This is a genomic window from Sphingobium mellinum (assembly GCF_037860795.1).
GTDB lineage: Bacteria > Pseudomonadota > Alphaproteobacteria > Sphingomonadales > Sphingomonadaceae > Sphingobium > Sphingobium mellinum.
This window is the reverse complement of the sequence record NZ_JBANRK010000002.1, coordinates 205,675-229,637: the sequence shown is the minus strand read 5'-3', so window position 1 is coordinate 229,637 and position 23,963 is coordinate 205,675. Positions and strand designations below refer to the sequence as shown.

The following is a 23,963-nucleotide window of genomic DNA, read 5'->3' as shown; positions in this document are numbered from 1 at the left end:
ATCTGCCGCGGCTCTGCGAAATCTTGTCATGATCGGCGGCGGCATGAGGCCATTTCGCGCGCAAGCGCCGCGCCCGCCTGCCTAGTCTTGCCTCACCCTGGAAACTGGATCTTGATAGACGTGCGCTGTGCCCTTGCTGGATTTTTGATCGTCTTTGCTGCCCTTTCCGGCAGTGACAAGGCGATTGCCCAAGCGGCGACGGATGAGCACGAGGCTGCCCTTTCGGGCGGGTTCGACCTTATCGAATTGCGCTCTGGCAAGGGTGACGAGCTGTTCCTCTGGGACGGCAGCTTCGCCTGGGGCAATTCGACTGATCAGGCGGTGCTTATGGCGGAAGGCGGCGGCGCCGTCGGCACGCGGATAGACGATGTTCAGGCTCGCCTTCTCTACTCACGATCGATCGCGAATAACGTCGTGCTGCTTGCTGGCGCGCGCCATGACTTCCAGCCGCATCCGCATGATAGTTATGCCGTGGCGGGAATCCAGGGTATCGTTGGCAGCCGGCTTAGTTGGGAAGCATTCGCCTTTCTGTCGGATGACGGCCAGCTTACAGGGGACGCCCAGCTGATCTACCAGCTGCCCATTTCCGCGAAACTCTATCTGGAACCGCGTGCCGGAATAGCATGGTCGGCGCAGCGGACTGAGTCCGATGGCGTGGGTGCGGGATTTACGGACGCTGAAGCCTCACTAAGGCTTCGGCTCAAGCTGAGCGCTAAGGTTAACGCCTATGTGGGGGTAGCGCATGAGCGGCTACTGGCTGACAGCCGTGAGATCGGGCGCGCACAGGGGGATAGGCTGCAGTCCACCATGGCGGTGGTCGGGTTCGGGTTCAGCCTGTAAAGGGCAGCGCTACGGAGCCAGATGCTGCTCGACCAGCGCGACATGCAGCCGGATGCCGAGGCCGAGAACATCGTCGTTGAAGTCGTAGTGCGGATTGTGCAGCGGCACCGATCCGTCCGGCTTCGCCTGTCCGAGCCAGATGTAGGCGCCTTTGCACGCCTGCAGCATGAAGGAGAAATCTTCCGAGGTGAAGGCGGGCTCGGGCGCGAGTTGCGCCTCGCCGACGGTCGCAGCGGCGGCAAGCGCCTCCTGCGCGGCCTGCGGGTCGTTGATCGTCGCGGGATAATAACGGTGATAGTCGACGGTTGCCTCCACTCCGGCGGCGAGCGCGACGCCGTCGACAATCCGGCGGACCGCCTGTTCGATCACATCCTGCACGGCAGGGGCGAAGGTGCGGACGGTGCCGGCGACCTTCACTTCCGCCGGCAGGACATTGTGGGTGTGGCCGCCATGGATCTGCGTGATCGACAGCACGGCCGAAGCCGTGGGCGCGATCTGGCGGGAGACGATAGTGTTAAGCTGCTGCACCAGACTGGCCGCTGCAAGGATGGCGTCCGGCGTGTTCTGCGGGATGGCCGCATGGCCTCCGCGCCCTTCGATCCTTATCTCGAACTTGTCCGCCGCGCCCATGATCGGCCCCGGACGGGTGGCGATGGTGCCCGCAGGCAGGTCAGGCCAGTTGTGCAGGGCAAAGACGCGATCGCAGGGGAAGCGATCAAACAGGCCCTCCTGCACCATTTCGCGCGCACCGCCCTGGCCTTCTTCGGCGGGCTGGAAGAAAAAATGCACCGTGCCGTCGAAATTGCGGCTACGCGCCAGATGCTGCGCCGCGCCCAGCAGCATGGCGACATGGCCGTCATGGCCGCAGCCGTGGAATGTGCCTTCGGTCCGGCTGGTATAGGGCAGGTTGGTCTGCTCATGAATGGGCAGCGCGTCCATATCGGCGCGCAGGCCGATGCTGCGGGTCGACGGCCCATTCCGAAGCACTGCGACCACGCCGGTCCTGCCGATCCCTTCGTGCACCTCCAGGCCCAGCGCGTGCAGCTGCTCCGCGATACGGCCGGCGGTACGATGCTCGCAAAAGCCCAGTTCGGGATGCGCGTGAATGTCGCGGCGAAACGCGATCAGGGGCTCAAGCAGGTCTTCGATCATTTCTGCTCACCAAAGAGGTGCTGGATCGGATAATGGTGTTTGATGAAGGGTGACTTGATCACGACATAGCTGAAATATTTCTCGATACCATAATCGCTTTCCAGCATTCCTTCGATGATCGACTGATAATGGGCGACGCCCCGCGTCACGAATTTCAGCAGATAGTCATAGCCACCGCTGACAAGGTGACATTCGACGATCTCGTCAAGCTTGCGGATGCGCGTTTCGAAGCGCGAGAAATCCCCCGCCCGATGCTCCGTCAAGGTGACTTCGGTAAAGACGGTCAGGAACTCGCCCAGCTTGTGCAGGTTGATATGCGCGCCATAGCCGGTGATGTAGCCCGCTTTTTCCAGTCGCTTGACGCGGGTAAGGCAGGGGCTGGGCGACAGGCCCACCGCGTCGGCCAGCTCAACATTGGTGATGCGGCCGGATTGCTGAAGCTGCGTCAGGATCTTGAGGTCGATCCGGTCCAGTCTTGGCCCCCCGAACATATGCTTGGCTCTCCCTTATTTGACCGCGGCGCGAATATCCGACTCTTCCAGCAGGTCGTCGAGTGTTTTCCGGACGCGGGTAAAGATCTCGTCCATCTCCTCGTCCGACGCGCAGAGAGCCGGCGCGAGCCCGATGATGGTATCGGGGAAGGACCGGAAGATGACGCCGTTTCGGTAGCCCTGGGCGAACAACCGGTCGGGGATGTTGAGGTGGGGATCGAAGCGATCCTTGGCCTTCTTGTCGGCGACCAGTTCGATCGCGCCGAGCAAGCCGCGCCCGCGCGTGTCGCCCACCAGCGGATGGTCGGCAAGGGCGTCGAGGCCCGCGGCAAAGCGCGAGCTAACGCTCTGCCCATTGGCGAGAATGCCGCCGTCGGTATAGAGCCGCAGCACTTCCAGGCCGACCGCCGCGCTCACCGGATGCCCCGAATAGGTCATGCCGTGGCCGATGGCGAGTTCCGGGGACGCGCCGGCGGCGATGCCCTGATAGATCTTGTCCGACATGAGCAGTGCGCCCATCGGGACATAGCCGGCAGTCAGTCCCTTCGCCAGGGTCATGAGGTCGGGCGAAACGCCTTCCGCCTCGCAGGCGAACAGCGGGCCGGTCCGGCCGAATCCGGTGATGACTTCGTCGGCCACGAACAGAATGTCCAGTTCGCTGCAGGCGTCGCGCAGTGCCTTTAGCCAGCCCCTTGGCGGTACGATGACGCCACCTGATCCCTGGATCGGCTCGCAGAAGAAGGCCGCGACATTGTCGGCGCCCAGTTCGGCCACCTTGTCCTTAAGCTGCTGGACGGACCGGGCGATGATCGCGGCGTCATCGGTCAGGTCGCTGCGATAAGGGTAGGGCGAGGGAATATGGTGCTGCCAGGCACGGGGCAGGTCGAACAGGCGGTGGAAATTCGATAGCGCGGTCAGGCCCGCGCCTGTGGTGCTGGAGCCGTGATAGCCGCGGTCCAGAGCGATGAACTGCTTCTTGGAGGGACGGCCGGTGGCGTTGAAATAATGCACGATATAGCGAATTGCCGAATCTACGGCGTCCGAACCGCCCAGGGCGAAGTAGACATGGTCGAGCCCTTGGGGGCTAAGGTCGACCAGCTTCTGCGCAAGGCGCACGGTCGGTTCGCAACCGAAATGAAAATAGCCGGTTGCGTACGGAAGCTCGCGCATCTGCGCCGCGGCGGCTTCGACGATGCTGTCCTGACCATAACCCACATTGACGCACCACAAGCCCGCGAAGGCATCGAGCAGCCGGTTCCCGTCCACATCCGTCAGCCACATGCCCTTGCCGCTTTGCAGCAGCGTCGCACCGCGCGCCTCGTGGCCGCGGAAGGAGGTGACAGGATGAATCAGATGGTCGCGGTCGATGTCGATCAGGGACCGGTTGGAAGTCAGCGTCATCAGAAAACTCGCGGTGTTGATTTCGCGACCGAGACTATCCCGCCGTCGCGGTCGGATGCGCCAATTTGACAGGGAGGATGAAGGGCTCACGGCGTTTTGAGTAAGGGGCACGGCATTTTCTGCCGCACCGGGCGGACCGTCACGAAAGCGCGTCGGCGATCGCCTTGCCGCACTGTTCCGTACTGGCCTTGCCCTTGAGGTCGCCAGTCCGCAGCGCCGGTTCGGCGAGAACGGCCTCAATCGCCCGCATGATGGCGGCGGCGGCCTTCGTCTCGCCCAGATGCTCCAGCATCATCGCGGCCGACCAGATCTGGCCGACCGGATTGGCGATACCCTGGCCGGCGATGTCCGGCGCGGAACCATGCACCGGCTCGAACAAGGACGGCGCGGTGCGGTCCGGGTTGATATTGCCCGACGGCGCGACGCCGATGGTGCCGGTGCAGGCCGGCCCAAGGTCGGACAGGATGTCGCCGAACAGGTTGGAAGCCACCACGACGTCGAAGCGATCGGGGTTCAGCACGAACTGAGCCGTCAAGATGTCGATATGATATTTGTCGTGGGTGACGGTCGGAAAATTCTTCGCCATCTCCTCCACCCGTTCGTCCCACCAGGGCATGGTGATGGCGATGCCGTTGGACTTGGTGGCGGAGGTGACATGCTTGCGTGTCCGCGTTGCGGCCAGTTCGAAGGCATAGCGCAGCACCCGGTCGGTGCCGTGGCGCGTCATCACCGTTTCCTGTATCACGACTTCGCGGGGCGTGCCGGCGAACATCTTGCCCCCGACCGAGCTATATTCGCCTTCGGTATTTTCGCGCACGACCCAGAAATCGATATCGCCCGGCTCTCGTCCCGCCAGCGGGCAGGGAACGCCAGGCATCAGCCGCACCGGCCGCAAGTTGACATATTGGTCATATTCACGCCGGAACTGGAGCAGCGATCCCCATAGCGAGACATGGTCGGGCACCGTATCGGGCCAGCCGACCGCGCCGAAGAAGATCGCGTCGGGGTTGCCGATCCGGTCCTTCCAATTGTCGGGCATCATCTGACCGTGTCGGGCATAATAGTCGCAGCAGGCGAAATCGTGCCACTTCTGATCGATGGTAAAGCCGTAGAGGCTCGCGGCGCGTTCCAGCACGCGGACGCCTTCGGGCATGACTTCCTGACCGATGCCGTCGCCGGGTATGACGGAGATGGAATAATTGCGTGCCATGGCGGCCCTCCCACTGGCCCCTTGGGGGCAGTATTCGTGAACGGATGCGCCCGTCGGATGGGCGCGTGATGGTCGGTTCGTCTGACCGCTAGAGCTTGAGCCCGCCGACGTGGAAAGCCTTGGTCTCCAGATATTCCTCGATCCCGGCATGCGCGCCTTCGCGGCCGAGACCCGACATCTTGACGCCGCCGAACGGTGCCATTTCCATCGAGATGCCGCCCGTATTGAGTGCGACCATGCCGCTTTCCAGCCGTTCCGCGACGCGGAAGGCGCGGTGGAGATTTTCGGTATAGAAATAGCTGGCCAGCCCGTAGCTGGTGTCGTTGGCGAGCGCGATGCCCTCTTCTTCATGGGTGAAGCGGAACAGCGGCGCGACGGGGCCGAAGGTTTCCTCGTCGGCAAGGCGCATGTCCCGCGTCGCGCCGGTCAGTATCACCGGCCTTGCGAAACGCGTGCCTGTCGCGCCTTCGGGCGCCTCCGCGAAGATTCGGGCGCCGTGAGACAGAGCGTCTTCTACATGCGCCTTCACCTTGTCGGCGGCGGCGTCATTGATGAGGGGGCCGATCGTGCTGCCGGCCTGATCGCCGGGCGCGACCCTGAGTGCGGAAACCGCCTTGGCGAGACGTTCGGCAAAGGCGTCGTAAACCCCGTCCTGCACCAGGATTCGGTTGGCGCAAACGCATGTTTGCCCGGCGTTTCGGAACTTGCTGGCCATGGTCGCGGCAACCGCGGCATCCAGGTCGGCATCGTCGAACACGATCAGCGGGGCATTGCCGCCCAGTTCCAGGCTGAGCCGCTTTATGGTGTCGGCCGACTGGCGCATCAGCAGCGCGCCCACCCGGGTCGAGCCGGTGAAGGACAGTTTCCGCACGATCGGGCTGCCGGTCATGACGCCGCCGATCGCGCTGGCATTGCCCGTCAGGATGTTGAAGACCCCCGCAGGGAAGCCCGCATCCTGCGCCAGCTTCGTGAGCGCGAGCGCGGTAAAGGGCGTCAGTTCCGATGGCTTGATGACGATGGGGCAGCCCGCGGCCAGTGCCGGCGCGCATTTGCGGGTGATCATCGCCGCCGGGAAGTTCCAGGGGGTGATGGCCGCCGAAACGCCCACCGGTTCCTTCATCACCAGGATGCGGCGGTTGGTTTCGGGAGCAGGGATGATGGCGCCATCGATGCGCGGCGCTTCCTCCGCGAACCATTTGATGAAGCTGGCCGCGTAGCGGATTTCTCCTTCCGCCTCGGCCAGCGGCTTGCCCTGCTCGGCGGTCATGATGCGCGCGAGGTCGGCGATATTCTCCAACACCAGGCCATGCCAGCGGTGCAGCAAGTCGGCGCGCTCCGCAGCGGTTTTCGCCCGCCATGCCGGGTAGGCCGCCTCAGCCGCCGCGACGGCGGCCTCGGTGTCTTCGGCACCGCAGTCCGGCACGACCCCGATGATGGCGCCCGTGGCGGGGTTATCGACCGGCAGGGTCGCGCCGGACGTGGCGCCGACCCATTCGCCGCCGATAAAGGCCTGCTGGATCAGCAGGGATGGATTGTTGAGGGAGAGTGTCATCCGAGCGCCTGTGTCGTGAGGGAGAAGGCCTTGACGGTGGGGTCGGTCTTGGGCGCCGGCCCGCGGGTCATGCGAAGGACCCGGCCGACGCAGGGCAGGCCCAGTTCGTCAAGCCAGGCGGAAAGACCGCTCTCCTCCGGGACATCAAGGCGGCAGAAGATACCACTGTTCGAACCCAGCCAGTGCGAGATCAGCGCCCTTGCGCCGCCTGTGTCCGGCGCGATCGTCGGCCCCACGACATAGCCGCGTCCGAAGCGGCGGAAGAGCGCGAAGCCGACCGGCTCGTTACTGCGCGTCAGCACCACGCCCTGCGCGCCGGGCACCAACGCCTCAAGCAGCCTGTCGCGGTCCATGCCGGTCGCACGCCGCGCCAGATCGCGCAGCACGTCCATGTCCTTGGCGCCGAGCGGCCGCACTCGTTCGTCGGGGATGAGTTCCGCCATGGGCACGGCGAAGGCAGCGCCCTGATGCTGGTAGATCGGTCCGCCCGGTTCGAACCCCATCCTGCGATAGAGCGGTACGCCTTCGTCTGTAGCGTTCAGCATCACCGTCCGGTCGCTCAGGTCGGCCAGCACCGCGTCCATCAGGCGGCGGCCGATGCCCATGCCCTGCGCCTTGGGCGAGACGATCACCATGCCCAGAGTCGCGAAATCATCGCCATAGGACCAGCTCATCGCCGTGCCGATGATTTCCCCTTTACTTTCCGCTACATAGCCGGATCCAAGGCCGAGCATCATTTCCCAATCCTCGATCCGATGCGGCCATTTCTGCTCTTGGGAAAGCTCGTGGGCGGCGGGCAAATCCTCGGCGGTCATGCGCCGCAGGTCCACCATTGCTTCTATGCCTGTCGCCATGCGTCTTGCTCCCTGGCGGTAATGGCCGCCTCTGGTCATGAATCAGTGACCCGGACATTAGGGGCTGCCTACAAGCATTGGCTGCCGCCTTCGCGTTATTTTTGGAAGAATATCGCGCCGGCTTTCCTGCGCAACTGCCACAAATGCCGCGGCGCTGACCTATTTTAGCGGGAAGGCGTGCAGCAGGAGATTATGCCGTGGACGGTTTCAACCCTGATCTCATCCCCCTGGCAGAGGCCAGCAATTTCATTGGCGGCCGGCGGGTACAGGGATGCGGGAACAGGATCATGGTGCGGCGTCCTTCGGACGGCCGGGTGCAAGCGGAACTGGACTGCGTCGACGCGGGACAGCTGGCCGAAGCGGTTGAAAATGCGCACGCCGCCTACAAGACGAGTGGCTGGGCGCAGACCGATCCGCGCGGGCGGATGAAGGTGCTGCGCCGCTGGGCGGACCTAATCGAGGCGGATGTCGACGGCCTCGCCCCGCTGGAAGCGCTGGGATCGACCCGTACAATCAACGAGATCACCGCCTGGGACCTCAGCTACACCGCCGAGACGATCCGCTTCTTCGCCGAATGGGCTGATAAGGTGGGCGGCGAAGTCGCGGCGACCACGCCCGACAAGCTGGGCCTCACCATCACCGAACCCTATGGCGTGGTGGCTGCCATTAGTCCCTGGAACCTGCCGCTGGTCATGGCGGGCTGGAAGATTGCGCCAGCGATTGCGGCGGGAAACAGTGTGGTTCTCAAGCCCTCTGAAATGACACCGTTCAGTATCGTGCGCCTCGCCGAGCTGGCCATCGAAGCAGGCTTGCCCGCCGGCGTGTTCAACATCGTCCAGGGCGATGGCCGGTCGGTGGGCGATCCGCTGGTGCGGCGACCGGAAGTCGCGAAGGTGACGTTCACCGGCTCCACCCGCACCGGCGCGGCGATCATGGCCGCCTGCGCCGAGATGGGCCCCAAGCCGGTGACGCTGGAACTGGGCGGCAAGAGCCCGCAGATCGTCTTTGCCGATGCCGCGCTGGACAAGGCGGCGGCGATCGTCGCACGGGCGATCACGCTCAACGCCGGGCAGGTCTGCGTCGCCGGGTCGCGGCTGCTGGTGCAGGACAAGGTGGCGGATCAGGTGATCGACCGGGTGCTGGCCGCCTTCGCGGCGCACCGGGCGGGGCCGACCTGGCGCACCGACACGACGCTGGGGCCGATCATTTCCGAAGGCCAACTCGATCGCATGGATGGCATCGTTCAGCGCGCCGTCGCGCAGGGGGCGGAGTTGCTGGCGGGCGGTGGGCGCGCCACTGCCCCGCAGGAGGGCAGCTATTTCGCGCCGACGCTTCTTGGCAATGTCGATCAGCAGAGCGAAGTGGTGCAGGGCGAGATTTTCGGGCCGGTGCTGACGGTCCAGACCTTCAGTGACGAGGTGGAGGCCTATGCCCTTGCCAACGACAGCGATTATGGCCTTGCCGCCGGCGTTCATACCGGCGACGTGGCGCGGGCGCTGAGGGCTACCCGCTCGCTCGAGGCGGGGACGGTCTGGGTCAATCGATATGGCCGCAGCAATGACTTCATCCTGCCGACCGGTGGCTACAAACAATCGGGTATCGGCAAGGATCTGGGGAAGGAGGCCTATATGGCGAACCTGAAAACCAAGACGGCGCTGATTGAGTTCTGATCCGCTTCCTCCGTTGCCGTCGAGCGAATTCGACAGGCGCTCGATAGGAACAGAGGCGTTAGGAAAGTCAGGCGGTCATGGCGAACCGCCTGATCTGGTATGGTGCCAGCGGAATGTCCGTGCCGCCCTTCGCTATGATTTCCGCCATCGTCTCGCCCACGCCGGGCCCGATCTGGAAGCCGGATCCGGAAAAACCGAAGGCATAATAGAGGCCGCTGGTGGTCGCGCTCGGCCCCATGACGGGCTGGCTGTCCGGCAGATAGCCCTCGATCCCCGACCAGACGCGGATGATGTTGAGCTTGCCCAGCGCTGGCGCGAGGCGGCGGATATGCTTCAGCTGGCTGAGCGTGTTCTGCGGCAAGACATAGGCGCGATAGTCTTCGGGATAGGATGGCCCGCGCGTGCTGCCGCCCAGCACGATATTGCCGCGCGCGACCTGGCGGAAATAGACGGTTTCCTCCTCGACCGGCGTCATGACGCCTACCGCAGGGAGGATCGCGTAGGGCACAGGCTCGGTCACGCTCATCGTCGGCCCGCGCGGCACGATCGGCACCGGCTCGCCGAATTGCGAGGACAGCGCGTTGCCCCAGGCCCCGGCCGTGATCAGCAGTACCGGCGCGCGGAAGGTGCGGCCGTCTTCCGCCGTGACGACGAAATCCTCGCCGACTTTTTGCGCGTCGATGATCTTCGTGTTCTCGTGGATCATCGCGCCCATCCGGTCCGCCGCCCGCGCAAAGGCCGGCGCCGCGAGGCGCGGATTGGCGTGGCCGTCCATCGCGGAATAGGAGCCTGCCAGCACATCGGCGCCGAAAAAGGGAAATTTCGCCCGCAGCGCGTTGCCGGTGAGCAGTTCCAGGTCGAGGCCCTCGTGCCGCGCCTGGCCGGCATAGTCTTCCATTGCGCCCAGCAGTTCGGGCCGTTCCCGATAACAGACGCGGATGTGGCCGGACTGGAGATATTCGACGTCGGCGCCCAGCAACGCGCGCGACCTGCGCCATATGGACAGCGCGCGATTGGCCAGCGGAAGCTGGTGGATCGGCCGGCCCTGACGCCGGACATTGCCGAAGTTGGTGCCGCTTGCCTGTCGGCCGATCAGGTCGGTTTCCAGCAGCGTGACTGACAGGCCATGACCGCGCAGGAACAGCGCGGCGGAAGAACCCATCAGACCGCCGCCCACAATGATGACGTCGCTTGCCGCGCTCATTCTTCCTCTCCGATGGCGATGGGCAGCGGCTTGACCGGCGCCTGCCCGCGCAGACGGCCGACCTGTTCGACGGGAATCCTTGCCTCCGCGGCGATCAGTTCCGCCGCCGCGAGGCCGCAATAGCGCCCTTGGCAGCGGCCCATGCCGACGCGGCTGAAGGCTTTCGCGCGATTGGCCTCGACGGCCCCGGTTTCGCGCATCACGACGCGCAGGTCCCCTGCGGTGACGGCTTCGCAGCGGCAGACGATCGCCTCGTCGGGCAGGGCGACAGCCTGTCGCGCCGGCCAGGGAAAGGCCGTCGCCAGGCCGCGCGCGAACCGTGCATAGGTGCCGATCTCGCGGCGCAGCCCCGCCATCTCGCCGCCGTCGACCGGCAGGCCATGGTCGGACAGCGCGGCCAGCGCCGCCAACCGGCCGCTTGCCTCCGCCGCCCGGGCGCCAAGGATCTTTGCCCCGTCGCCCGCCAGATAGACGCCCGCCACGCTCGCTCGCCCGTCCGGATCGCGCCGGGGGAGCCATTGATGCGTGGCAGGATCGAAGACAAGCTCGCAGCGCGCCAGGTCTGCCAGCTGCGTTTCGGGCCGCAGATGATAGCCCAGCGCGACGGCGTCGCATCGAAGCGTCTGTTCGGCGCCCGAGGGAGCCCGGAACCGCACGCCGGCGACGCCATTGTCGGCATCGCCGGTGATCTCGACAGGCGTGATGCCGTGATGGACCGGGACTGCTGCCCGTGCCAGGGCACGCGTCAGCTGAATGCCGTTCCATAGCACGCCGGGCAGGGCGAGCATGTCGGGCAGCGCCTTGATCCGGGCGGCCTTGGACGATGTATCCAGAATCGCGACGACTTTCGCCCCTGCCTCCACATATTGGGACGCGACCAGGTAGAGCAGCGGCCCTGTCCCCATGAGCACAACCTCGTGGCCGATGGAGACGGCCTGAGACTTGAGCGCCACCTGCGCCCCGCCCAGGCTGTAGGTGCCGGCCTGGTGCCAGCCCTTGACCGGCATCAGCCTATCCGTAGCGCCCGTGCACAGGATCAGCGCGTCATAGGGCAGCGTTTCCTGCACAGCACCGCGCGCCGTCCAGACCTGACCGTCCGTGATGTTCCAGGCCAGCGTCTCGGGGCGATAGTCGATCTGCCCCTTCAGCGCGTCGAAACTGTCATGCAGCGCCTTCGCGCGGCCGGCTTCCGTCCCGTAGAGCTTTTCGTAGGGGCGAGTGAAATTGTCGGGCTGGCGGCGATATATCTGCCCGCCCGCTCGCCGCCCTTCATCGATCACGGTCGGCCGCAGGCCAGCCTTCGCCACCGCTTCAGCCGCGCGCACACCGGCCGGCCCGGCGCCGACGATGATTATGCGGGGTTCGGCCATGACGCCTCCGGCTGGCTGGTGAGAATGCGCTGGCCCGCCTGTGCGAGCGTGGAGCAGGCGCGCAGACGGTCGCCCGCCTCGGTCCAGACCCAGCAATCCTGGCAGGCGCCCATCAGGCAGAAACCAGCGCGCTTGCCGTCGCCGAACTCCGACTGCCGCAAGGTCCCGCCCGCGCTCAGCAGTGCGACCATCAGCGTGTCGCCCGCCAGCGCCTCAACGGGCTTGCCATCGACGTGCAGCATGACGGGAGGGCGTTCGGTTTCGGCCAATCGAACAAAGCGCGCGCTCATGCGGCTACCCCCTGAACCTGGATCAAGCTTTCTTCTCCATGATGGCACAGGATGCTGTTGCCCTTGCTCAGCCTGTGGCGCGGCGGCGGGCTGACATTGCACAGCCCGTCGATCCGCGCCGGACAGCGCGCCAGGAACCGGCAGAGATCAGGCTCATCGGCCGCCGCGCCGACCAGCGGCAGCGGGCGACCGGCTCCGCCTTCCTCCAGCCAGCCGGCCCGCATTTCCGGCACCGACCCGATCAGCAGGTCGGTATAGGGATGGAAGGGCGCGGCGCGGAAGCCGTCGCGCTTGCCCGTTTCGACCATGGTGCCCGCATAGAGGACGAGGATGTCGTCACAGATCGCGCGCACCGTGGAAATGTCGTGGCTGATGAACATGTAGGCGACGCCCAGTTCCTTGCGCAGTTCCGCCATCAGATCGAGGATCGCCGCGCCGACCACGGTATCGAGCGCCGATGTCACCTCATCGCAGAGGATCAGTTCCGGGTCCGCCGCCAGCGCGCGGGCAAGATTGATGCGCTGCTTCTGCCCGCCTGACAGTTCGCAGCAGCGCCGGTCGACCACTGTGGCGGGCAGGCGGATGAGGTCCAGCAGTTCCAGCACGCGCAGCCGCGCCGCGTTGCCCTTCAGCCCGTGATAGAAGGCCAGCGGACGCGCAATTATGTTGCCGACGCTTTGCGCGGGGTTGAGCGCGGTGTCGGCATTCTGGAACACCAGCTGGATGCGCCGGAATTGGTCTCGACTCCGCCCCCTGAGGCCGGGGGGAAGCGCTTGGCCGCCCAGCAGGACTTCACCCTGAGCCGGGGGCAGCAACCCCGCGATCACTCGCGCGATGGTGGACTTGCCCGAACCGGATTCGCCGATCACGCCCAGCGTCGCCCCGCGCTCGATGCGCAGGTTGATGTCGCGCAGCACCGGCACGCGCGGGCGGCCATCCTTGCCGATCTTGCCATAACCCGCCGTCATGTTCCGGATTTCGAGCAATGGGGCGGCGGGCATGTCGGCCCCTGCTGGCGCGGGACGGATGGCGGGCCGGGCGGCGGCCATCAGCGTGCGGGTATAATCGTCGGCGGGGCGGTGGAGGATCTGATCGGCGCTGCCTTGCTCCCGGATGCGGCCCTGGTTCAGCACAATGATCTGGTCCGCCATCTGCGCGACGACGGCCAGGTCATGCGAGACATAGATGGCGGTCGCGCCACGCTCCAGCACCACTGCCTTGAACGCGCGCAGCACTTCGATCTGGGTGGTGACGTCGAGCGCGGTGGTGGGCTCGTCGAGGATCACCAGTTCGGGATCAGTGACGAGCGCCATCGCCGCCATCAGCCGCTGCAACTGCCCGCCCGAAAGCTGGTGCGGATAGCGCGACCCGATCGTGTCCGGAAAGGGCAGGGCAAGGGCGCGGAACAGTTCGACCGCCTTCTTCTCGGCGGCGGCGCGCGGCATGAGATTGTGGATGAGCGCCGGCTCGACAACCTGGTCCATGATCGTGCGCGACGGGTTGAAAGCCGATGCCGCCGACTGGGCGATATAAGCGATGCGGTTGCCGCGCAGTTGGGCCAGGTTCCTGGCATCGAGCGAGAGGATCTGCTTGTCGCCCACGCGGATGGCGCCGCCAGAGATGGTCGCGCCCGGCCGGGCATGACCCAGCAGAGTGAGGGCAATGGTCGTCTTGCCCGAACCGGACTCCCCGATCAGCGCCAGTACTTCGCCCCGCTCGAGCGCGAAGTCGATATCGCTGACGATCGGAAAGACCTCTCCCGCCGCATTGCGGGCGGTGACGCGCAGTCCCTTGACTTCGACATGCGCGGTCATGGACGCTTCCCCTTGAGGCCATCGATCAGAAGGTTGACGCCCACCGTCAGCGTCGCGATCGCAATGGCGGGCATCAGGATCGCCGGGGCGCCTTCGCCAAGGCCCGATATATTCTCACGCACCAGCGAACCCAGGTCCGCATCGGGCGGCTGGACGCCGAGGCCGAGGAAGCTGAGGCCAGAGAGCAGCAGCACGATGAACACGAAGCGCAAGCCGAAATCGGCCAGCAGCGGGTGGATCATGTTGGGCAATATCTCTCGCACGGCGAGGTGGATACGCCCTTCGCCCCGTGCGCGGGCAACCTGGACATAGTCCATCTGTGCAAGGTTCACCGCCAGCGCGCGGGCGATCCGGTAGTTGCCCGGGACATAGGTGACGGCCGCGATGATCAGCAGCAGCGTCAGCGAGGATCCGAAGGCGGCGACCAGCACCAGCGCGAAAATCTTGGACGGGATGGAGATCAAGGTGTCCATGAAGCGCGACAGCGGCTCGTCGACCTTCGGCCCGCCCACCGATGCCGTCAGCGCGAGCGCCGTGCCGGTCGCGCTGGCCAGCAGCGCGGCAGCGGCGGCGAGCCCGACCGTGTAGCGCGCGCCTGACAGCAGGCGGCTCAACACGTCGCGGCCGAGATAGTCGCTGCCCAGCCAATGCTGCGCCGACATGCCGTCGAACACGTCATAGGCGACGAAAGCGCCAACCGGATAGGGCGCCAGCATCGGCCCAATAACCGCGACGGCCAGCCAGAAGAGCACGAAGGCGAGGCCGACCTTGGCGGATAGCGGCAGGGTTCTGGCCCAGCGGAGGGAGGAAGCTGTCATTGCGCGCGCAGCCTGGGGTTGGCGAGAATGGCGGTGACATCGGCGATGAGCATGAGGATGAGATAGGCCACGCAGAAGATCATGGCGCAGGCCTGCAACAGCGGCATGTCGCGGCTGGTGACGGCGTTCACCATCAGGCTCGCGAGGCCGGGATAGTTGAAGATGGTTTCCACGATGATCGCGCCGCCCAGCAGGTAGGACAGGCTGAGCGCCATCGCGTTGACGATCGGCGCGACCGCATTGGGCATGATGTGCCGCAGCACCACTCGGACCGGGGGCACGCCCTTGAGCACAGCCATCTCCACATAGGGCCGGTCCATCTGGTCGATCACGGCGGCGCGGGTCATGCGGGCCATCTGGGCGATGACGACGATCGCCAGGCACAGGATGGGCATGGCCGCCCCACGCAGATAATCGCCCCAGCTCATGTCGTCGGACACCAGCGCGATGGAAGGCAGCCAGCGCAGCTTCACCGAGAATATCAGCACCGCCAGCGTCGCAACCAGAAATTCCGGCACCGCGACCATGGAAAGCGTAGAGATGTTGAGCGCCCGGTCCAGCTTGCCGCCCCGGTTCATCGCGGACCCGATGCCGATCGCCAGCGCGACGGGCACGGCCACCAGCGCGGTCAGCGCGGCCAACAGCAGGCTGTTGGGCAGGCGGCTGGAAATGACTTCCGACACCGGCATGTTGGCAACCAGTGACTGGCCGGGATCGCCGTTCACCATATCGCCGAGCCAGCGGGCATAGCGCTCGTGGGCCGGGCGATCGAGGCCCATCTCGTGCCGCAGCGCCGTCACCTGTTCGGCCGTGGCGCTCTGCCCCAGCGATTCCTGCGCGGCGTCGCCGGGCAGCAACTGGGCGATCGTGAAAACCACGACGGACACCATGAACAGCGTCAGCAGGGAGGAAGCGAAACGCCGCGCGATCAGGGTGAGTGCAGCCTTCGTTCCGGATGAGGTGGACTCGCCTGCCATCAGCCTTCCCACCACACATGTTCGGCGAACTGATAGCCCATAAGGCCGCCGGTGGGCATGGCTTCCAGTCCCTTCAGCCGGCGGTCATGGCCGTCGATCAGGCTGATGAAGACCGGAATGGCGACGCCACAGCGATCATGCACCAGTTCCTGCATCTCGCCATAAAGCTGCTTGCGCCGGGCCTGGTCGGCTTCGCCGCGCGCCTCTATCAGCAGCCGGTCAAAATGCGGGTTCTTCCATCCGGACTCGTTCCATTCCGCGTCGGACTTGTAGAACAGGCTGAAGACGAGGTCGGCTGTCGGGCGCGGGTTGGTGTTGCCGAAGGTCAGCGGATGGCGCATCCAGTGGGTGGACCAATATCCATCCCCCGGTACGCGGTTGACCGCCAGGTTGAGCCCGACGCGCGACCCATATTCCTGCAGGATGGACGCCATGTCGACCGATCCGTCCGCTGCCGGAGACGCATAGACCGGCAGCCGCACTCCGGTCAGCCCGGCGCGCTGCAAATGCCATTTCGCCTTATCGAGATCCAGCGACGTCTGCGGCAGATCGGGGCGATAATAAGGGTGGAAGGGCGGGATAGGATGGTCGTTGGCGATCGTCGCATAGTCGCGATAGAGCGCCCTTTTAATCAGTGGCCGGTCGAACAGATATTTCATCGCCGCGACGAAATGGGGATTGCCCGTCGGCATGCCCTTTTGCTGCATGATGAGGTTGCTGTAGAGGCCCGATTTCGTTTCCATCAGCGCGTGGCGGCTTGAGGCGCGCACCCGCTTGGCCGAGCGCGGATTGACCGCGATGATGAGCTGGACGTCGCCCGACAGAAGCGCGTTGACGCGGCTGACCTCGTCGGGAATGCCGATCAGTTCTATCTCTTCCAGATAGGGGCGCCCGTTGCGCCAGTAATCCGGATTGCGCCGCGCGAGCGTCCGCACGCCGGGCCGGAACTGGGCGCAGCGATAGGGACCGGTGCCGTTGGGCTTGCGGAAATCGGTCTGGCCGGCGCGCAGGATCAGGAAATGGGACTGGGCAAGGATGGTAGGAAGGTCTGCATTGGGCCCGATCAGGCGGATGGTCAGGTCCAGCGGCCCCGTCGCCTTCACTTCGGCGAACTGATGGGCAATGGTTGCCATCTTGGAGCCGACCGCCGGGTCCTTGTGCCGCAGCAACGACCAGACGACATCCTTCGATGTCAGGATCGCGCCGTCATGGAACGCGACGCCCCGCCGCAGCTGGACATGCCAGGTCTGCTGGTCCCGGCTTTCCATCCGCTCCGCCAGCGCTGGTCGCGGGGTGAGGGTGCGGTCGAGCTGGGTCAGCCCGCTGTAGAACATATAGTGGCGGACATAGTCGGTCGACAGCGCGCCCTTGGCCGGATCGAGCGTGTCGGCGGTCGAACTGGAGAGGCTCGCGACGCGGATGCGCCCGCCAACGCGCGGCGCGGCCGGCGCCGCCAGCGCGCCATGCGGCAGCAGCAGCCCGGCGCCGATGCCGCCGATCAGCGCGCGCCGCGAAAAAGGCGGGGAAAGGGGAGGCTCGTCCATCAATGGATGATGTCCTGCCATTTATACCACAGGCCGACGATCGGCAGGAACCAGGGCTTGCCGAAATGGCCGGGGACGCTTAGCCAGTCGAGGCCGGCCCACGGATTGGCGGCGGCGTCCCCTGCCATCACCCGCGCCATCATCTGCCCCATATAGGTCGCCATCTGCACGCCATGGCCGCTATAGCCCATGGAATAGAAAAGCCCATCCTGCTCGCCCGCGCGGGGCAGGCGGTCGGCGGTCAGGTCGACCATCCCGCCCCAGACATGGTCGATGCCCACGCCCTTTAGCGCGGGGAAAATCTCTGCCATCGTCTGCTCCAGGATGCGGCCGCTCTTGAGGTCGGAGCGCGGATCGCTGATCGCAAACCGCGCCCGCCCACCAAAGATCAGGCGATTGTCGGCGGTCAGGCGAAAATAATTGCCGATATTCTTGCTGGTCACATAGTTGCGCCGCCCTGGCAGCAGCCTGTCGATCAGCGCGCGGTCGAGCGGTGCGGTGGCGATGATGAAGCTTCCGACCGACACGATCCGGCGCCGGAAGAAGCCGAAGGGCGCGGCGGCAGGGGCGCCGCCGGTCGCGACCAGCACCTGATCGGCGATAAGCCGGCCCTTGGGCGTGGTCACGCTCCAGCCGCTCGCTGTCCGGTCCAGCCCGGTGACTTCCGCCTTTTCGTGGATTTTCGCGCCCGCGCGCGCCGCAGCTTCTGCGAGGCCCACGCCGTAGCGCCCCGGATGCAGCTGGGCGCTGGTCGTCTGGATCAGCGCGCCGTGAAAAGCGTCGGACGCCACTTCCTCCGCCATGCGCTCGGGCGGCACGAGCCGGACATTCTTGTCCACTTCCCGGACGAGCAGGTCGTGCGCGCGGACCAGCTTGTCATAATGTTTAGGCTTGGCCGCCAGCTTCACCCGTCCGCAGCGGTTGAAGGAACAGTCTATGCCTTCCTCGAGAACCAACTGCTCGACCATGTCCACCGCGTCGCAATGCGCGCGATAATAAGCCTTGGCGACATCCTTGCCGAAGCGCGCGGACAGCGCGCCATAGTCGTGGGCCGTGCCATTATTGCACTGACCCCCGTTGCGACCCGAAGCCTCTCCGACCACGCGCTCGCCTTCCAGCAGCACGACGCTCGCGCCGCGTTTTGCCAGCGCCAGCGCCGCCGAAAGCCCGGTGAGGCCGCCGCCGATGATGGCGACGTCAGCCTTGCCTTCCACGCCGCCCTGCGCCCCGCTGGTGAAGGCGGGGGCGCTTGCCAGCCAATAGGAGAGGGGAGACGCGGCCATCGCTTGGATCAGAGGCCCACGACTGCCGGCAGCGCGCCGATATGTGGGATTTCAACGTCGCGGTAGAAGGGATTGGACGGCTCATGCCCGCGCCCGACGAACACGCGGCAGCCGAAATGCAGGTCTGTCGCGGTGTTCTGGTCATAACGGAAGCTGGAGGAGACGTGCATCATCTCTTCGGGCTTCGCGCCGAGCTGATCGAACATATATTCGAACGCCTGCATCCGGGGCTTGTAGGCCTGCGCCATCTGCGCGGTATACACTGCGTGGAAGGGTGCGCCCAGCATGCCGACATTATGATGGATCTGGTCGTTCATGGCGTTGGACAGGATGACGAGCGGGATCTTGTCGCCGATTTTCGAAAGGCCTCCTGCCACATCCTCATGCGGACCCCATGTCGGCACGGCGTTGTACACGGCATCGGCGTCGGCTTCGCGATACTCCACGCCCCAGCGCTTGCAGGTTCGCCGCAGCGAGTTGCGGATCACCTCCTGATAGGGCTCCCACGGACCCAGCACCTGGTCGAGCCGATAGGCGCCCCAGTCCTTGCAGAAGGCGGGCAGGTCTTGCGCCGCGACGCGGTCCGCCATGAACGCGCTCGCCATTTCTGTCATGCGAAACCGGGTCAGGGTGCCGTAGCAATCAAAGCTGATATATTTGGGCCGGAAATTGGGCATGGGTCTGATCCCCCTGTTTGGCGACTGGTGGCCGGTGGGCCGTCTCTTGATGCAGCCATTACGACATGGGCTGTCCGGAACATGTTTCCGATTGGTTCGGGGCGAGGGGCAGATTAGCCGCTTTTTCCTGGCCGCTTTCGGCATAGTTTGCCGTGGGTCGGGAAGGAGGGCAATCGGTGGCATAAAAGCGGGCTTTCGACAGCGGGACGCGCAAGGACCCGGCAGAAAATATTGCGGCGGCGCTCTGCGTTTGACGGCAGATCAAGCCGTTCGTTGGTCGCCGCGCGGGCCACGTCGACCGCCTAATAGCCCCGGTCGCGGCTGACTTCCCCGTCTATCGGCTGCCCGGCCTCCAGCCTTCGGATGTTGGCGATCAGCGCGCGGGCGGCGCTGCCGGCTCGGGTCATGCTGGCGACATGCGGCGTGAGGATGATCCGGGGGTGATCCCAGAAGGGATGGCTTTCGGGCAGGGGCTCGGGCTCGGTGACGTCCAGGATAGCGGCGGAGATATGCCCCTCGTCGAGCAATCGCAGCAGATCCTGCTCCACCAGATGCCCACCCCGGCCGACATTGATGAGCGCGGCCCCTCGCGGCAGTTTGGTCAGCGTGTTCCGGCACAAAATGCCGCGCGTTTCGGTCGTCAGCGGCAGCAGGCAGATCAGGATGTCGCAGCGCATGAGGAACGCGGCCATCTCCGCTTCCCCCGCATGACAGGTTACGCCGTCGATCGCATGTCGGGACCGGCTCCATCCGGACAGGGCAAAGCCGAAAGGCCGGAGTGCGGCAAGAACCGACTGGCCCAGTTGGCCGAGGCCCATGACGCCGACCCGGCGCGTGGCGGCGGGCACCAGCGTGATCGGCGCCCAGCGATGCGCCCGCTGGGCGATTCCATAGTCGAGGAAATTGCGGTGCAGCGCCAGCACCGCGCCGCAGGCATATTCAACCATGCCTTCGGTAATGCCCGGTTCGATCATGCGGACCAGCCGGACGTGGGGCGAAAGCTTGGTCATGTCGAACTGGTCGATGCCCGCGCCCACGGAAAACAACGCGTGAAGTCCCGTCAGCCGCTCCAGCAGTTCGCTGGACGGGTCCCAGGCGGCAAGGTAGCGGATTGCCTTCGGGTCGTACGGCTCGTCGGTCGTCACGAAGGGAATGTCGGGCGCCTCCGCCGCGAAGATGGCGCGCCAGATGCGGCCGCGATCGGCATCGGATGTGTAGAGCAGGGTCATGCCATTTGCTTCCTCGGCGCTGAACGGCGGCGAACGGCGCGCGCCTGCCACCACATGAGCGGCCCGGTTATGGAAAGGGCGATCAGCATCATCGCCACGATCACCAGCGCCATCGGTCCTGCCGGGCCGAAGCTGTTGCCCGTATGCAACGGCAATATCGTCATCCACAGCGCGCCATTCTGTTCCGCGCGTATCGCGCTGACCATATGGGGCCGGTCGATCATCACCACGGCGCGATGCACGGCGCGGCGGTTGCGTTCGGGCGCCTGGAAGTTGACGATGAGCCGGTCGCCAGCGATGCGAAAATCCCGCGGCGGACTTGCGGGAAAGGCGCTCCGCGCCAGCGCCAGGCTCCGATCGATCGCCGCTGCGCTGCGGGTCGGCCGGGCAAGGGTCGGTAGGGACGGATCGATGAGGTCGGGCACCACGAGCAACAGGCCCGTGACAGCCATGAAACACAGCAGCAGCGACACAAGCACGCCCGTTGTCCGATGCACTTGCCGGAGCAACAGTCGGAAACTCAGCGACCAGCGGATGGACAGCTGTTTACCGAACGGGCCCTTTTTGGGCCACCAATAGGCCAGGCCGCTGCCGGCCATGGCGAGCAGCGCCAGGGCGTTGAGCAGCACAACGGCCATGCCCGGCCTGCCCGCCATCAGCCGATAGTGAATCTGCAGCGCGGCTTCGATCGGGAAGACCCATGTCGAACCGGCGCGCAACACGCCGCCACCCGCAGGGTCGACAGACGCATAGCGGGTCGCGCCCTGCGCGTCCGACATCTCGGCCATATAGGTTGCGCCTTCCGCATCGGGGGCAAAGAGGCGCGTCACCGCAAAGCCAGGCAGCGCCTGTTCCGCCTTGGCCACGGCCGTGCCCGACGAGATGAGCCGCGCGCTGCCGTGGCTCGTCATGCCGGCCGGGTCGATCCAGCGCGCCACCGGCCCGCGATAGAGCAGCAGCATGCCTGTTGCTGCCTGCACCAGCAGCAGCGCCGCCATCGCGAGGCCGATATATTTGTGCAGGTGGAGCCATCGCGCCCGGTTCATGATCATTCTCCCTGAACGCATGAAAGACCGCCGGCAACCCTCGAGGCTTTGGAGAGGTGGGGCGCCGGCGGCCGGTCGGAACTCAGGTGTTCCGATGTTCAGCGGATCAGAAGTCGAACGTCGCGCGAACCGTGAAGGCGCGCGGCGTGCCGGGCTGGACCCACAGCGCGGCGTAGGAACTGGCGTAATATTTCTTGTTGAAGAGGTTGTTCACATCCGCCGAAATCTTGATCTGGTCCGTGACGTTGAACGAGCCCAGCACCTTCACCAGCGTGTAGCTGGGCAGGAAGAAGGTGGTTGCGGTTTCGCCGAGACGACGACCCACATAATTGACCCCCGCGCCCAGCATCGCGTCATGCCCGCCAATCTCGAAATTGTTGAACAGCAGCACGTTGCCCTGATGCTTGGGGATGTTGATGAGCGGGTCGCCAATGCGGATGGGGGCGGCGAAGTTTGGATCAAGCGCGTTCGTGGCCCACCCCGCGTCGGTATAGGCATAAGTCACGAACAGTTCGAACCCGGCAGGCAGCTTGGCGTTCAGGTCGAACTCAACGCCCTTGCTCTTAGCCGATCCGACCGGCTTGGAAAAGCCTGCATTAACCGGGTCGGTCGTCAGCACGTTGCTCTTCTTCATCTTATAGAGCGACAATGTGCTGGTGATGCGGCCGTCCGGCGTAACGAACTTCGCGCCGACTTCATAGGATTTGCTCAATTCAGGCGCGAAGGGCACCCCGTCGAAGCCTACGCCGCTGTTGGGTCGGAAGCCTTTGCCGTAGCTCGCATAAAGCGAAAGGCTGCGGGTCGGTTCAAACACGAGACCGGCCATGGGGCTGAATTTCGTATAGGCCTTTTTCGGGTTCGTGTTGTTCAGCCGCAGATCGATGTCTTGCTTGAAGTCGTCGTAGCGACCGCCAAAGCGAACTTTAAGCTGATCGGTGATTTCGATCTGATCCTGGGCGTAGATGCCCCATGCCTTCTGGATCTCCGTCGCGTTCTGGACCTCTTGGTCCGGCGTCGGCAGCAGGCCGGTATAAACCGGATTGTAGATGTCGACGGAGTAGGGATTGGGGCGCGGACGATAGCGGATCTGGAAGGTGTCGATCTTGAAGCGATCCCAATCCGCGCCGATGCGGATATTGTGGACGATCGATCCGGTTTCGATCTTGCCGCTGATTTCGCCACGGAACACCATATGGCTGGTGCTGTAGTCGCGGTACCGCCGCTGGCGGGTCAGGGTGCGGCCGTCGGTATAGATCGCCTGACGGGCGGGCGCCAGCTCGGGATCGCTGGAGAAGCCCCGGAAGATCGTGTCCTTGTAACCGGCGCCTAGCATCAGCGTCCAGTCGTCGGTGAAATCATGCTGATATTGTAGCTGATGACCGAGAACTTTGACCTTGGTGGGGCCGTTCCGGGGGTCGTCGAGGAAGCGCGACTGCGGGATCAGGCCCAGCGCATAGGTGGTTGTGCCATTGGCCTGGCGGGTGGGCACGGCCACCACGCCGCGCTCGAACGGCACTTCCTGGTTCACATACTCCATTTCATAGGTGAACAGGTCGCGGTCGGAAAATTTCGCTAACAGCGAGGGCGTCAGCACATATTTGCGCGTATGCACCGTGTCGCGGAAGCTGTCGGCATCTTCGACCGCGCCATTGAGGCGCACGGCGAACATGTCGTTCAGGGGCAGGTTGTAGTCGCCCTCGACCCGGTAGCTGTTCCAGCTGCCGCCCGAGACAGAAAAGCTGCCGAAGGTCTTTTCGAGGATCGGCTTCTTGGTCACGATATTGATCGTGCCGCCCGGCTCGCCACGGCCGAACAGCGCTGAGTTCGGGCCTTTCAGCACTTCGATGCGCTCGACGTTCGACGCGTCGCGCGGACCGCCATAGCCACGGCCCCCATTGAAGCCGTTGACCAGGAACCCGCTCGGGAAATTCTCGTCGCCGGCAAAGCCGCGAATGGCGAAGCTGTCCCAAAGGCCGCCGAAATTATTCTGCTTCGACACGCCACTGGCCAGTTCCAGCGCGGTGTCGAGGCGTGTGATGTTGAGGTCGTCGAGCAGCTTGCCTTCCAGGAATTGCACCGCCTGCGGGATTTCCTTGACGGGCGTGTCGCCGAAATATTGGCGCTTGAGGCCGGTGACGACGATCTCTGAATTGTCCGCTGGCGCCGGCTCCTGGGCAAAGGCGCCCGGTGCGAAGGCGATGCAGGCGACGCTGGCGGTCAGGGCCAGACGAAAAGCCGAATGTGTGCGCATGATGCTACCCCTTTGAAAATCGCTGTTCCCACTTGTCCTGCGAACGGGGTGAGCCGGCCTTGTCTTGTCGTCTCTCCAAACGGACATTCTTTGCGTCCTTTCTATCCGGGGGCCGGTCCACTGGGTGATGTCCACCTCTTGTGAGATGCGAGGCTACGATCAGTTGCAGAAATATTACGTCAAACTTCGGGGGTGCAGCGGTGCAGAAACGCTAATCTTGGGCATCGGACGGGGGAATATGCCGCGCCCGCTTTTCAGCTTCGGATCCACAAAACCCCAAGAAAAGGGCC

Annotated in this window: 20 protein-coding genes; 2 read left to right on the top strand and 18 right to left on the bottom strand. The window is 64.9% G+C overall.

Translation table 11 applies throughout. From position 1 onward, the window contains the following. Window positions 1–120: 120 nt before the first annotated feature. On the top strand, window positions 121–840 hold the full coding sequence (locus AAC640_RS05470; RefSeq protein ID WP_340265352.1) for a copper resistance protein B: 720 nt from the start codon (window positions 121–123) through the stop codon (window positions 838–840). 9 nt (window positions 841–849) lie between these two features. On the opposite strand, the gene AAC640_RS05465 is transcribed toward AAC640_RS05470, so the two are convergent. From AAC640_RS05465 to AAC640_RS05440, 6 genes are all read right to left on the bottom strand, one after another. Continuing rightward, window positions 850–1,992: a M20 aminoacylase family protein gene (locus tag AAC640_RS05465; RefSeq protein WP_340265093.1), complete on the bottom strand. Its 1,143-nt coding sequence runs from the start codon at window positions 1,990–1,992 to the stop codon at window positions 850–852. Then, on the bottom strand, window positions 1,989–2,483 hold the full coding sequence (locus tag AAC640_RS05460; protein ID WP_340265092.1) for an Lrp/AsnC family transcriptional regulator: 495 nt from the start codon (window positions 2,481–2,483) through the stop codon (window positions 1,989–1,991). Before AAC640_RS05460 ends, AAC640_RS05465 begins: the two co-directional genes overlap by 4 nt. 15 nt (window positions 2,484–2,498) lie before the next feature. Then, window positions 2,499–3,884, bottom strand: a complete 1,386-nt coding sequence (locus AAC640_RS05455) for an aspartate aminotransferase family protein (RefSeq protein WP_340265091.1) — start codon at window positions 3,882–3,884, stop codon at window positions 2,499–2,501. 139 nt (window positions 3,885–4,023) lie between these two features. Beyond that, on the bottom strand, window positions 4,024–5,094 hold the full coding sequence (locus AAC640_RS05450; RefSeq protein ID WP_340265090.1) for a tartrate dehydrogenase: 1,071 nt from the start codon (window positions 5,092–5,094) through the stop codon (window positions 4,024–4,026). A gap of 88 nt (window positions 5,095–5,182) precedes the next feature. Then, complete coding sequence (locus tag AAC640_RS05445; RefSeq protein WP_340265089.1) at window positions 5,183–6,646, bottom strand: NAD-dependent succinate-semialdehyde dehydrogenase; 1,464 nt, start codon at window positions 6,644–6,646, stop codon at window positions 5,183–5,185. Then, on the bottom strand, window positions 6,643–7,500 hold the full coding sequence (locus tag AAC640_RS05440) for a GNAT family N-acetyltransferase (protein WP_340265088.1): 858 nt from the start codon (window positions 7,498–7,500) through the stop codon (window positions 6,643–6,645). The genes AAC640_RS05445 and AAC640_RS05440 overlap by 4 nt, the downstream gene beginning before the upstream one ends. A 197-nt stretch (window positions 7,501–7,697) precedes the next feature. Between AAC640_RS05440 and AAC640_RS05435 the strand changes: the two genes are divergently transcribed. After that, the gene (locus AAC640_RS05435; protein ID WP_340265087.1) at window positions 7,698–9,170 is read left to right on the top strand and encodes an aldehyde dehydrogenase family protein; all 1,473 of its coding nucleotides are present in this window, start codon (window positions 7,698–7,700) and stop codon (window positions 9,168–9,170) included. Between the two features lie 67 nt (window positions 9,171–9,237). Here the strand turns inward: AAC640_RS05435 and AAC640_RS05430 are convergent, their stop codons facing one another. From AAC640_RS05430 to AAC640_RS05375, 12 genes are all read right to left on the bottom strand, one after another. Further along, window positions 9,238–10,374 carry an NAD(P)/FAD-dependent oxidoreductase gene (locus AAC640_RS05430; protein WP_340265086.1) on the bottom strand — a complete coding sequence of 379 codons (1,137 nt, stop codon included), beginning with the start codon at window positions 10,372–10,374 and terminating at the stop codon, window positions 9,238–9,240. After that, window positions 10,371–11,744, bottom strand: a complete 1,374-nt coding sequence (locus AAC640_RS05425; protein WP_340265085.1) for an FAD/NAD(P)-dependent oxidoreductase — start codon at window positions 11,742–11,744, stop codon at window positions 10,371–10,373. The genes AAC640_RS05430 and AAC640_RS05425 overlap by 4 nt, the downstream gene beginning before the upstream one ends. Beyond that, a complete protein-coding gene (locus AAC640_RS05420; RefSeq protein WP_340265084.1) occupies window positions 11,726–12,034 on the bottom strand; it encodes a (2Fe-2S)-binding protein in 309 nt (102 codons plus the stop codon). Before AAC640_RS05420 ends, AAC640_RS05425 begins: the two co-directional genes overlap by 19 nt. Continuing rightward, window positions 12,031–13,848, bottom strand: coding sequence for an ABC transporter ATP-binding protein (locus AAC640_RS05415; RefSeq protein WP_340265083.1), 1,818 nt, complete (start codon window positions 13,846–13,848; stop codon window positions 12,031–12,033). The genes AAC640_RS05420 and AAC640_RS05415 overlap by 4 nt, the downstream gene beginning before the upstream one ends. Further along, window positions 13,845–14,666 carry an ABC transporter permease gene (locus AAC640_RS05410; RefSeq protein ID WP_340265082.1) on the bottom strand — a complete coding sequence of 274 codons (822 nt, stop codon included), beginning with the start codon at window positions 14,664–14,666 and terminating at the stop codon, window positions 13,845–13,847. Before AAC640_RS05410 ends, AAC640_RS05415 begins: the two co-directional genes overlap by 4 nt. Then, window positions 14,663–15,643, bottom strand: coding sequence for an ABC transporter permease (locus AAC640_RS05405; RefSeq protein ID WP_340265081.1), 981 nt, complete (start codon window positions 15,641–15,643; stop codon window positions 14,663–14,665). Before AAC640_RS05405 ends, AAC640_RS05410 begins: the two co-directional genes overlap by 4 nt. Further along, window positions 15,643–17,187 carry an ABC transporter substrate-binding protein gene (locus AAC640_RS05400; protein WP_340265080.1) on the bottom strand — a complete coding sequence of 515 codons (1,545 nt, stop codon included), beginning with the start codon at window positions 17,185–17,187 and terminating at the stop codon, window positions 15,643–15,645. The genes AAC640_RS05405 and AAC640_RS05400 overlap by 1 nt, the downstream gene beginning before the upstream one ends. Then, entirely contained in the window at window positions 17,187–18,470 is a 1,284-nt protein-coding gene (locus AAC640_RS05395) for an NAD(P)/FAD-dependent oxidoreductase (protein WP_340265079.1), read from the bottom strand. The genes AAC640_RS05400 and AAC640_RS05395 overlap by 1 nt, the downstream gene beginning before the upstream one ends. A gap of 8 nt (window positions 18,471–18,478) precedes the next feature. Next, a complete protein-coding gene (locus AAC640_RS05390) occupies window positions 18,479–19,147 on the bottom strand; it encodes a haloacid dehalogenase type II (RefSeq protein WP_340265078.1) in 669 nt (222 codons plus the stop codon). A 302-nt stretch (window positions 19,148–19,449) separates the two neighbouring features. Beyond that, on the bottom strand, window positions 19,450–20,376 hold the full coding sequence (locus AAC640_RS05385; protein WP_340265077.1) for a 2-hydroxyacid dehydrogenase: 927 nt from the start codon (window positions 20,374–20,376) through the stop codon (window positions 19,450–19,452). Next, window positions 20,373–21,422, bottom strand: a complete 1,050-nt coding sequence (locus AAC640_RS05380) for a PepSY-associated TM helix domain-containing protein (RefSeq protein ID WP_340265076.1) — start codon at window positions 21,420–21,422, stop codon at window positions 20,373–20,375. The genes AAC640_RS05385 and AAC640_RS05380 overlap by 4 nt, the downstream gene beginning before the upstream one ends. Window positions 21,423–21,528: 106 nt before the next feature. Next, a complete protein-coding gene (locus AAC640_RS05375; protein ID WP_340265075.1) occupies window positions 21,529–23,673 on the bottom strand; it encodes a TonB-dependent siderophore receptor in 2,145 nt (714 codons plus the stop codon). Between the last annotated feature and the right edge of the window lie 290 nt (window positions 23,674–23,963).

What these genes read in the sequence shown, in the direction of transcription:
- AAC640_RS05465 (WP_340265093.1), bottom strand. Translation starts at nt 1,992, where the DNA reads ATGATCGAAGACCTGCTTGAGCCCCTGATCGCGTTTCGCCGCGACATT.
- AAC640_RS05460 (WP_340265092.1), bottom strand. Translation starts at nt 2,483, where the DNA reads ATGTTCGGGGGGCCAAGACTGGACCGGATCGACCTCAAGATCCTGACG.
- AAC640_RS05455 (WP_340265091.1), bottom strand. Translation starts at nt 3,884, where the DNA reads ATGACGCTGACTTCCAACCGGTCCCTGATCGACATCGACCGCGACCAT.
- AAC640_RS05450 (WP_340265090.1), bottom strand. Translation starts at nt 5,094, where the DNA reads ATGGCACGCAATTATTCCATCTCCGTCATACCCGGCGACGGCATCGGT.
- AAC640_RS05445 (WP_340265089.1), bottom strand. Translation starts at nt 6,646, where the DNA reads ATGACACTCTCCCTCAACAATCCATCCCTGCTGATCCAGCAGGCCTTT.
- AAC640_RS05440 (WP_340265088.1), bottom strand. Translation starts at nt 7,500, where the DNA reads ATGGCGACAGGCATAGAAGCAATGGTGGACCTGCGGCGCATGACCGCC.
- AAC640_RS05430 (WP_340265086.1), bottom strand. Translation starts at nt 10,374, where the DNA reads ATGAGCGCGGCAAGCGACGTCATCATTGTGGGCGGCGGTCTGATGGGT.
- AAC640_RS05425 (WP_340265085.1), bottom strand. Translation starts at nt 11,744, where the DNA reads ATGGCCGAACCCCGCATAATCATCGTCGGCGCCGGGCCGGCCGGTGTG.
- AAC640_RS05420 (WP_340265084.1), bottom strand. Translation starts at nt 12,034, where the DNA reads ATGAGCGCGCGCTTTGTTCGATTGGCCGAAACCGAACGCCCTCCCGTC.
- AAC640_RS05415 (WP_340265083.1), bottom strand. Translation starts at nt 13,848, where the DNA reads ATGACCGCGCATGTCGAAGTCAAGGGACTGCGCGTCACCGCCCGCAAT.
- AAC640_RS05410 (WP_340265082.1), bottom strand. Translation starts at nt 14,666, where the DNA reads ATGACAGCTTCCTCCCTCCGCTGGGCCAGAACCCTGCCGCTATCCGCC.
- AAC640_RS05405 (WP_340265081.1), bottom strand. Translation starts at nt 15,643, where the DNA reads ATGGCAGGCGAGTCCACCTCATCCGGAACGAAGGCTGCACTCACCCTG.
- AAC640_RS05400 (WP_340265080.1), bottom strand. Translation starts at nt 17,187, where the DNA reads ATGGACGAGCCTCCCCTTTCCCCGCCTTTTTCGCGGCGCGCGCTGATC.
- AAC640_RS05395 (WP_340265079.1), bottom strand. Translation starts at nt 18,470, where the DNA reads ATGGCCGCGTCTCCCCTCTCCTATTGGCTGGCAAGCGCCCCCGCCTTC.
- AAC640_RS05390 (WP_340265078.1), bottom strand. Translation starts at nt 19,147, where the DNA reads ATGCCCAATTTCCGGCCCAAATATATCAGCTTTGATTGCTACGGCACC.
- AAC640_RS05385 (WP_340265077.1), bottom strand. Translation starts at nt 20,376, where the DNA reads ATGACCCTGCTCTACACATCCGATGCCGATCGCGGCCGCATCTGGCGC.
- AAC640_RS05380 (WP_340265076.1), bottom strand. Translation starts at nt 21,422, where the DNA reads ATGAACCGGGCGCGATGGCTCCACCTGCACAAATATATCGGCCTCGCG.
- AAC640_RS05375 (WP_340265075.1), bottom strand. Translation starts at nt 23,673, where the DNA reads ATGCGCACACATTCGGCTTTTCGTCTGGCCCTGACCGCCAGCGTCGCC.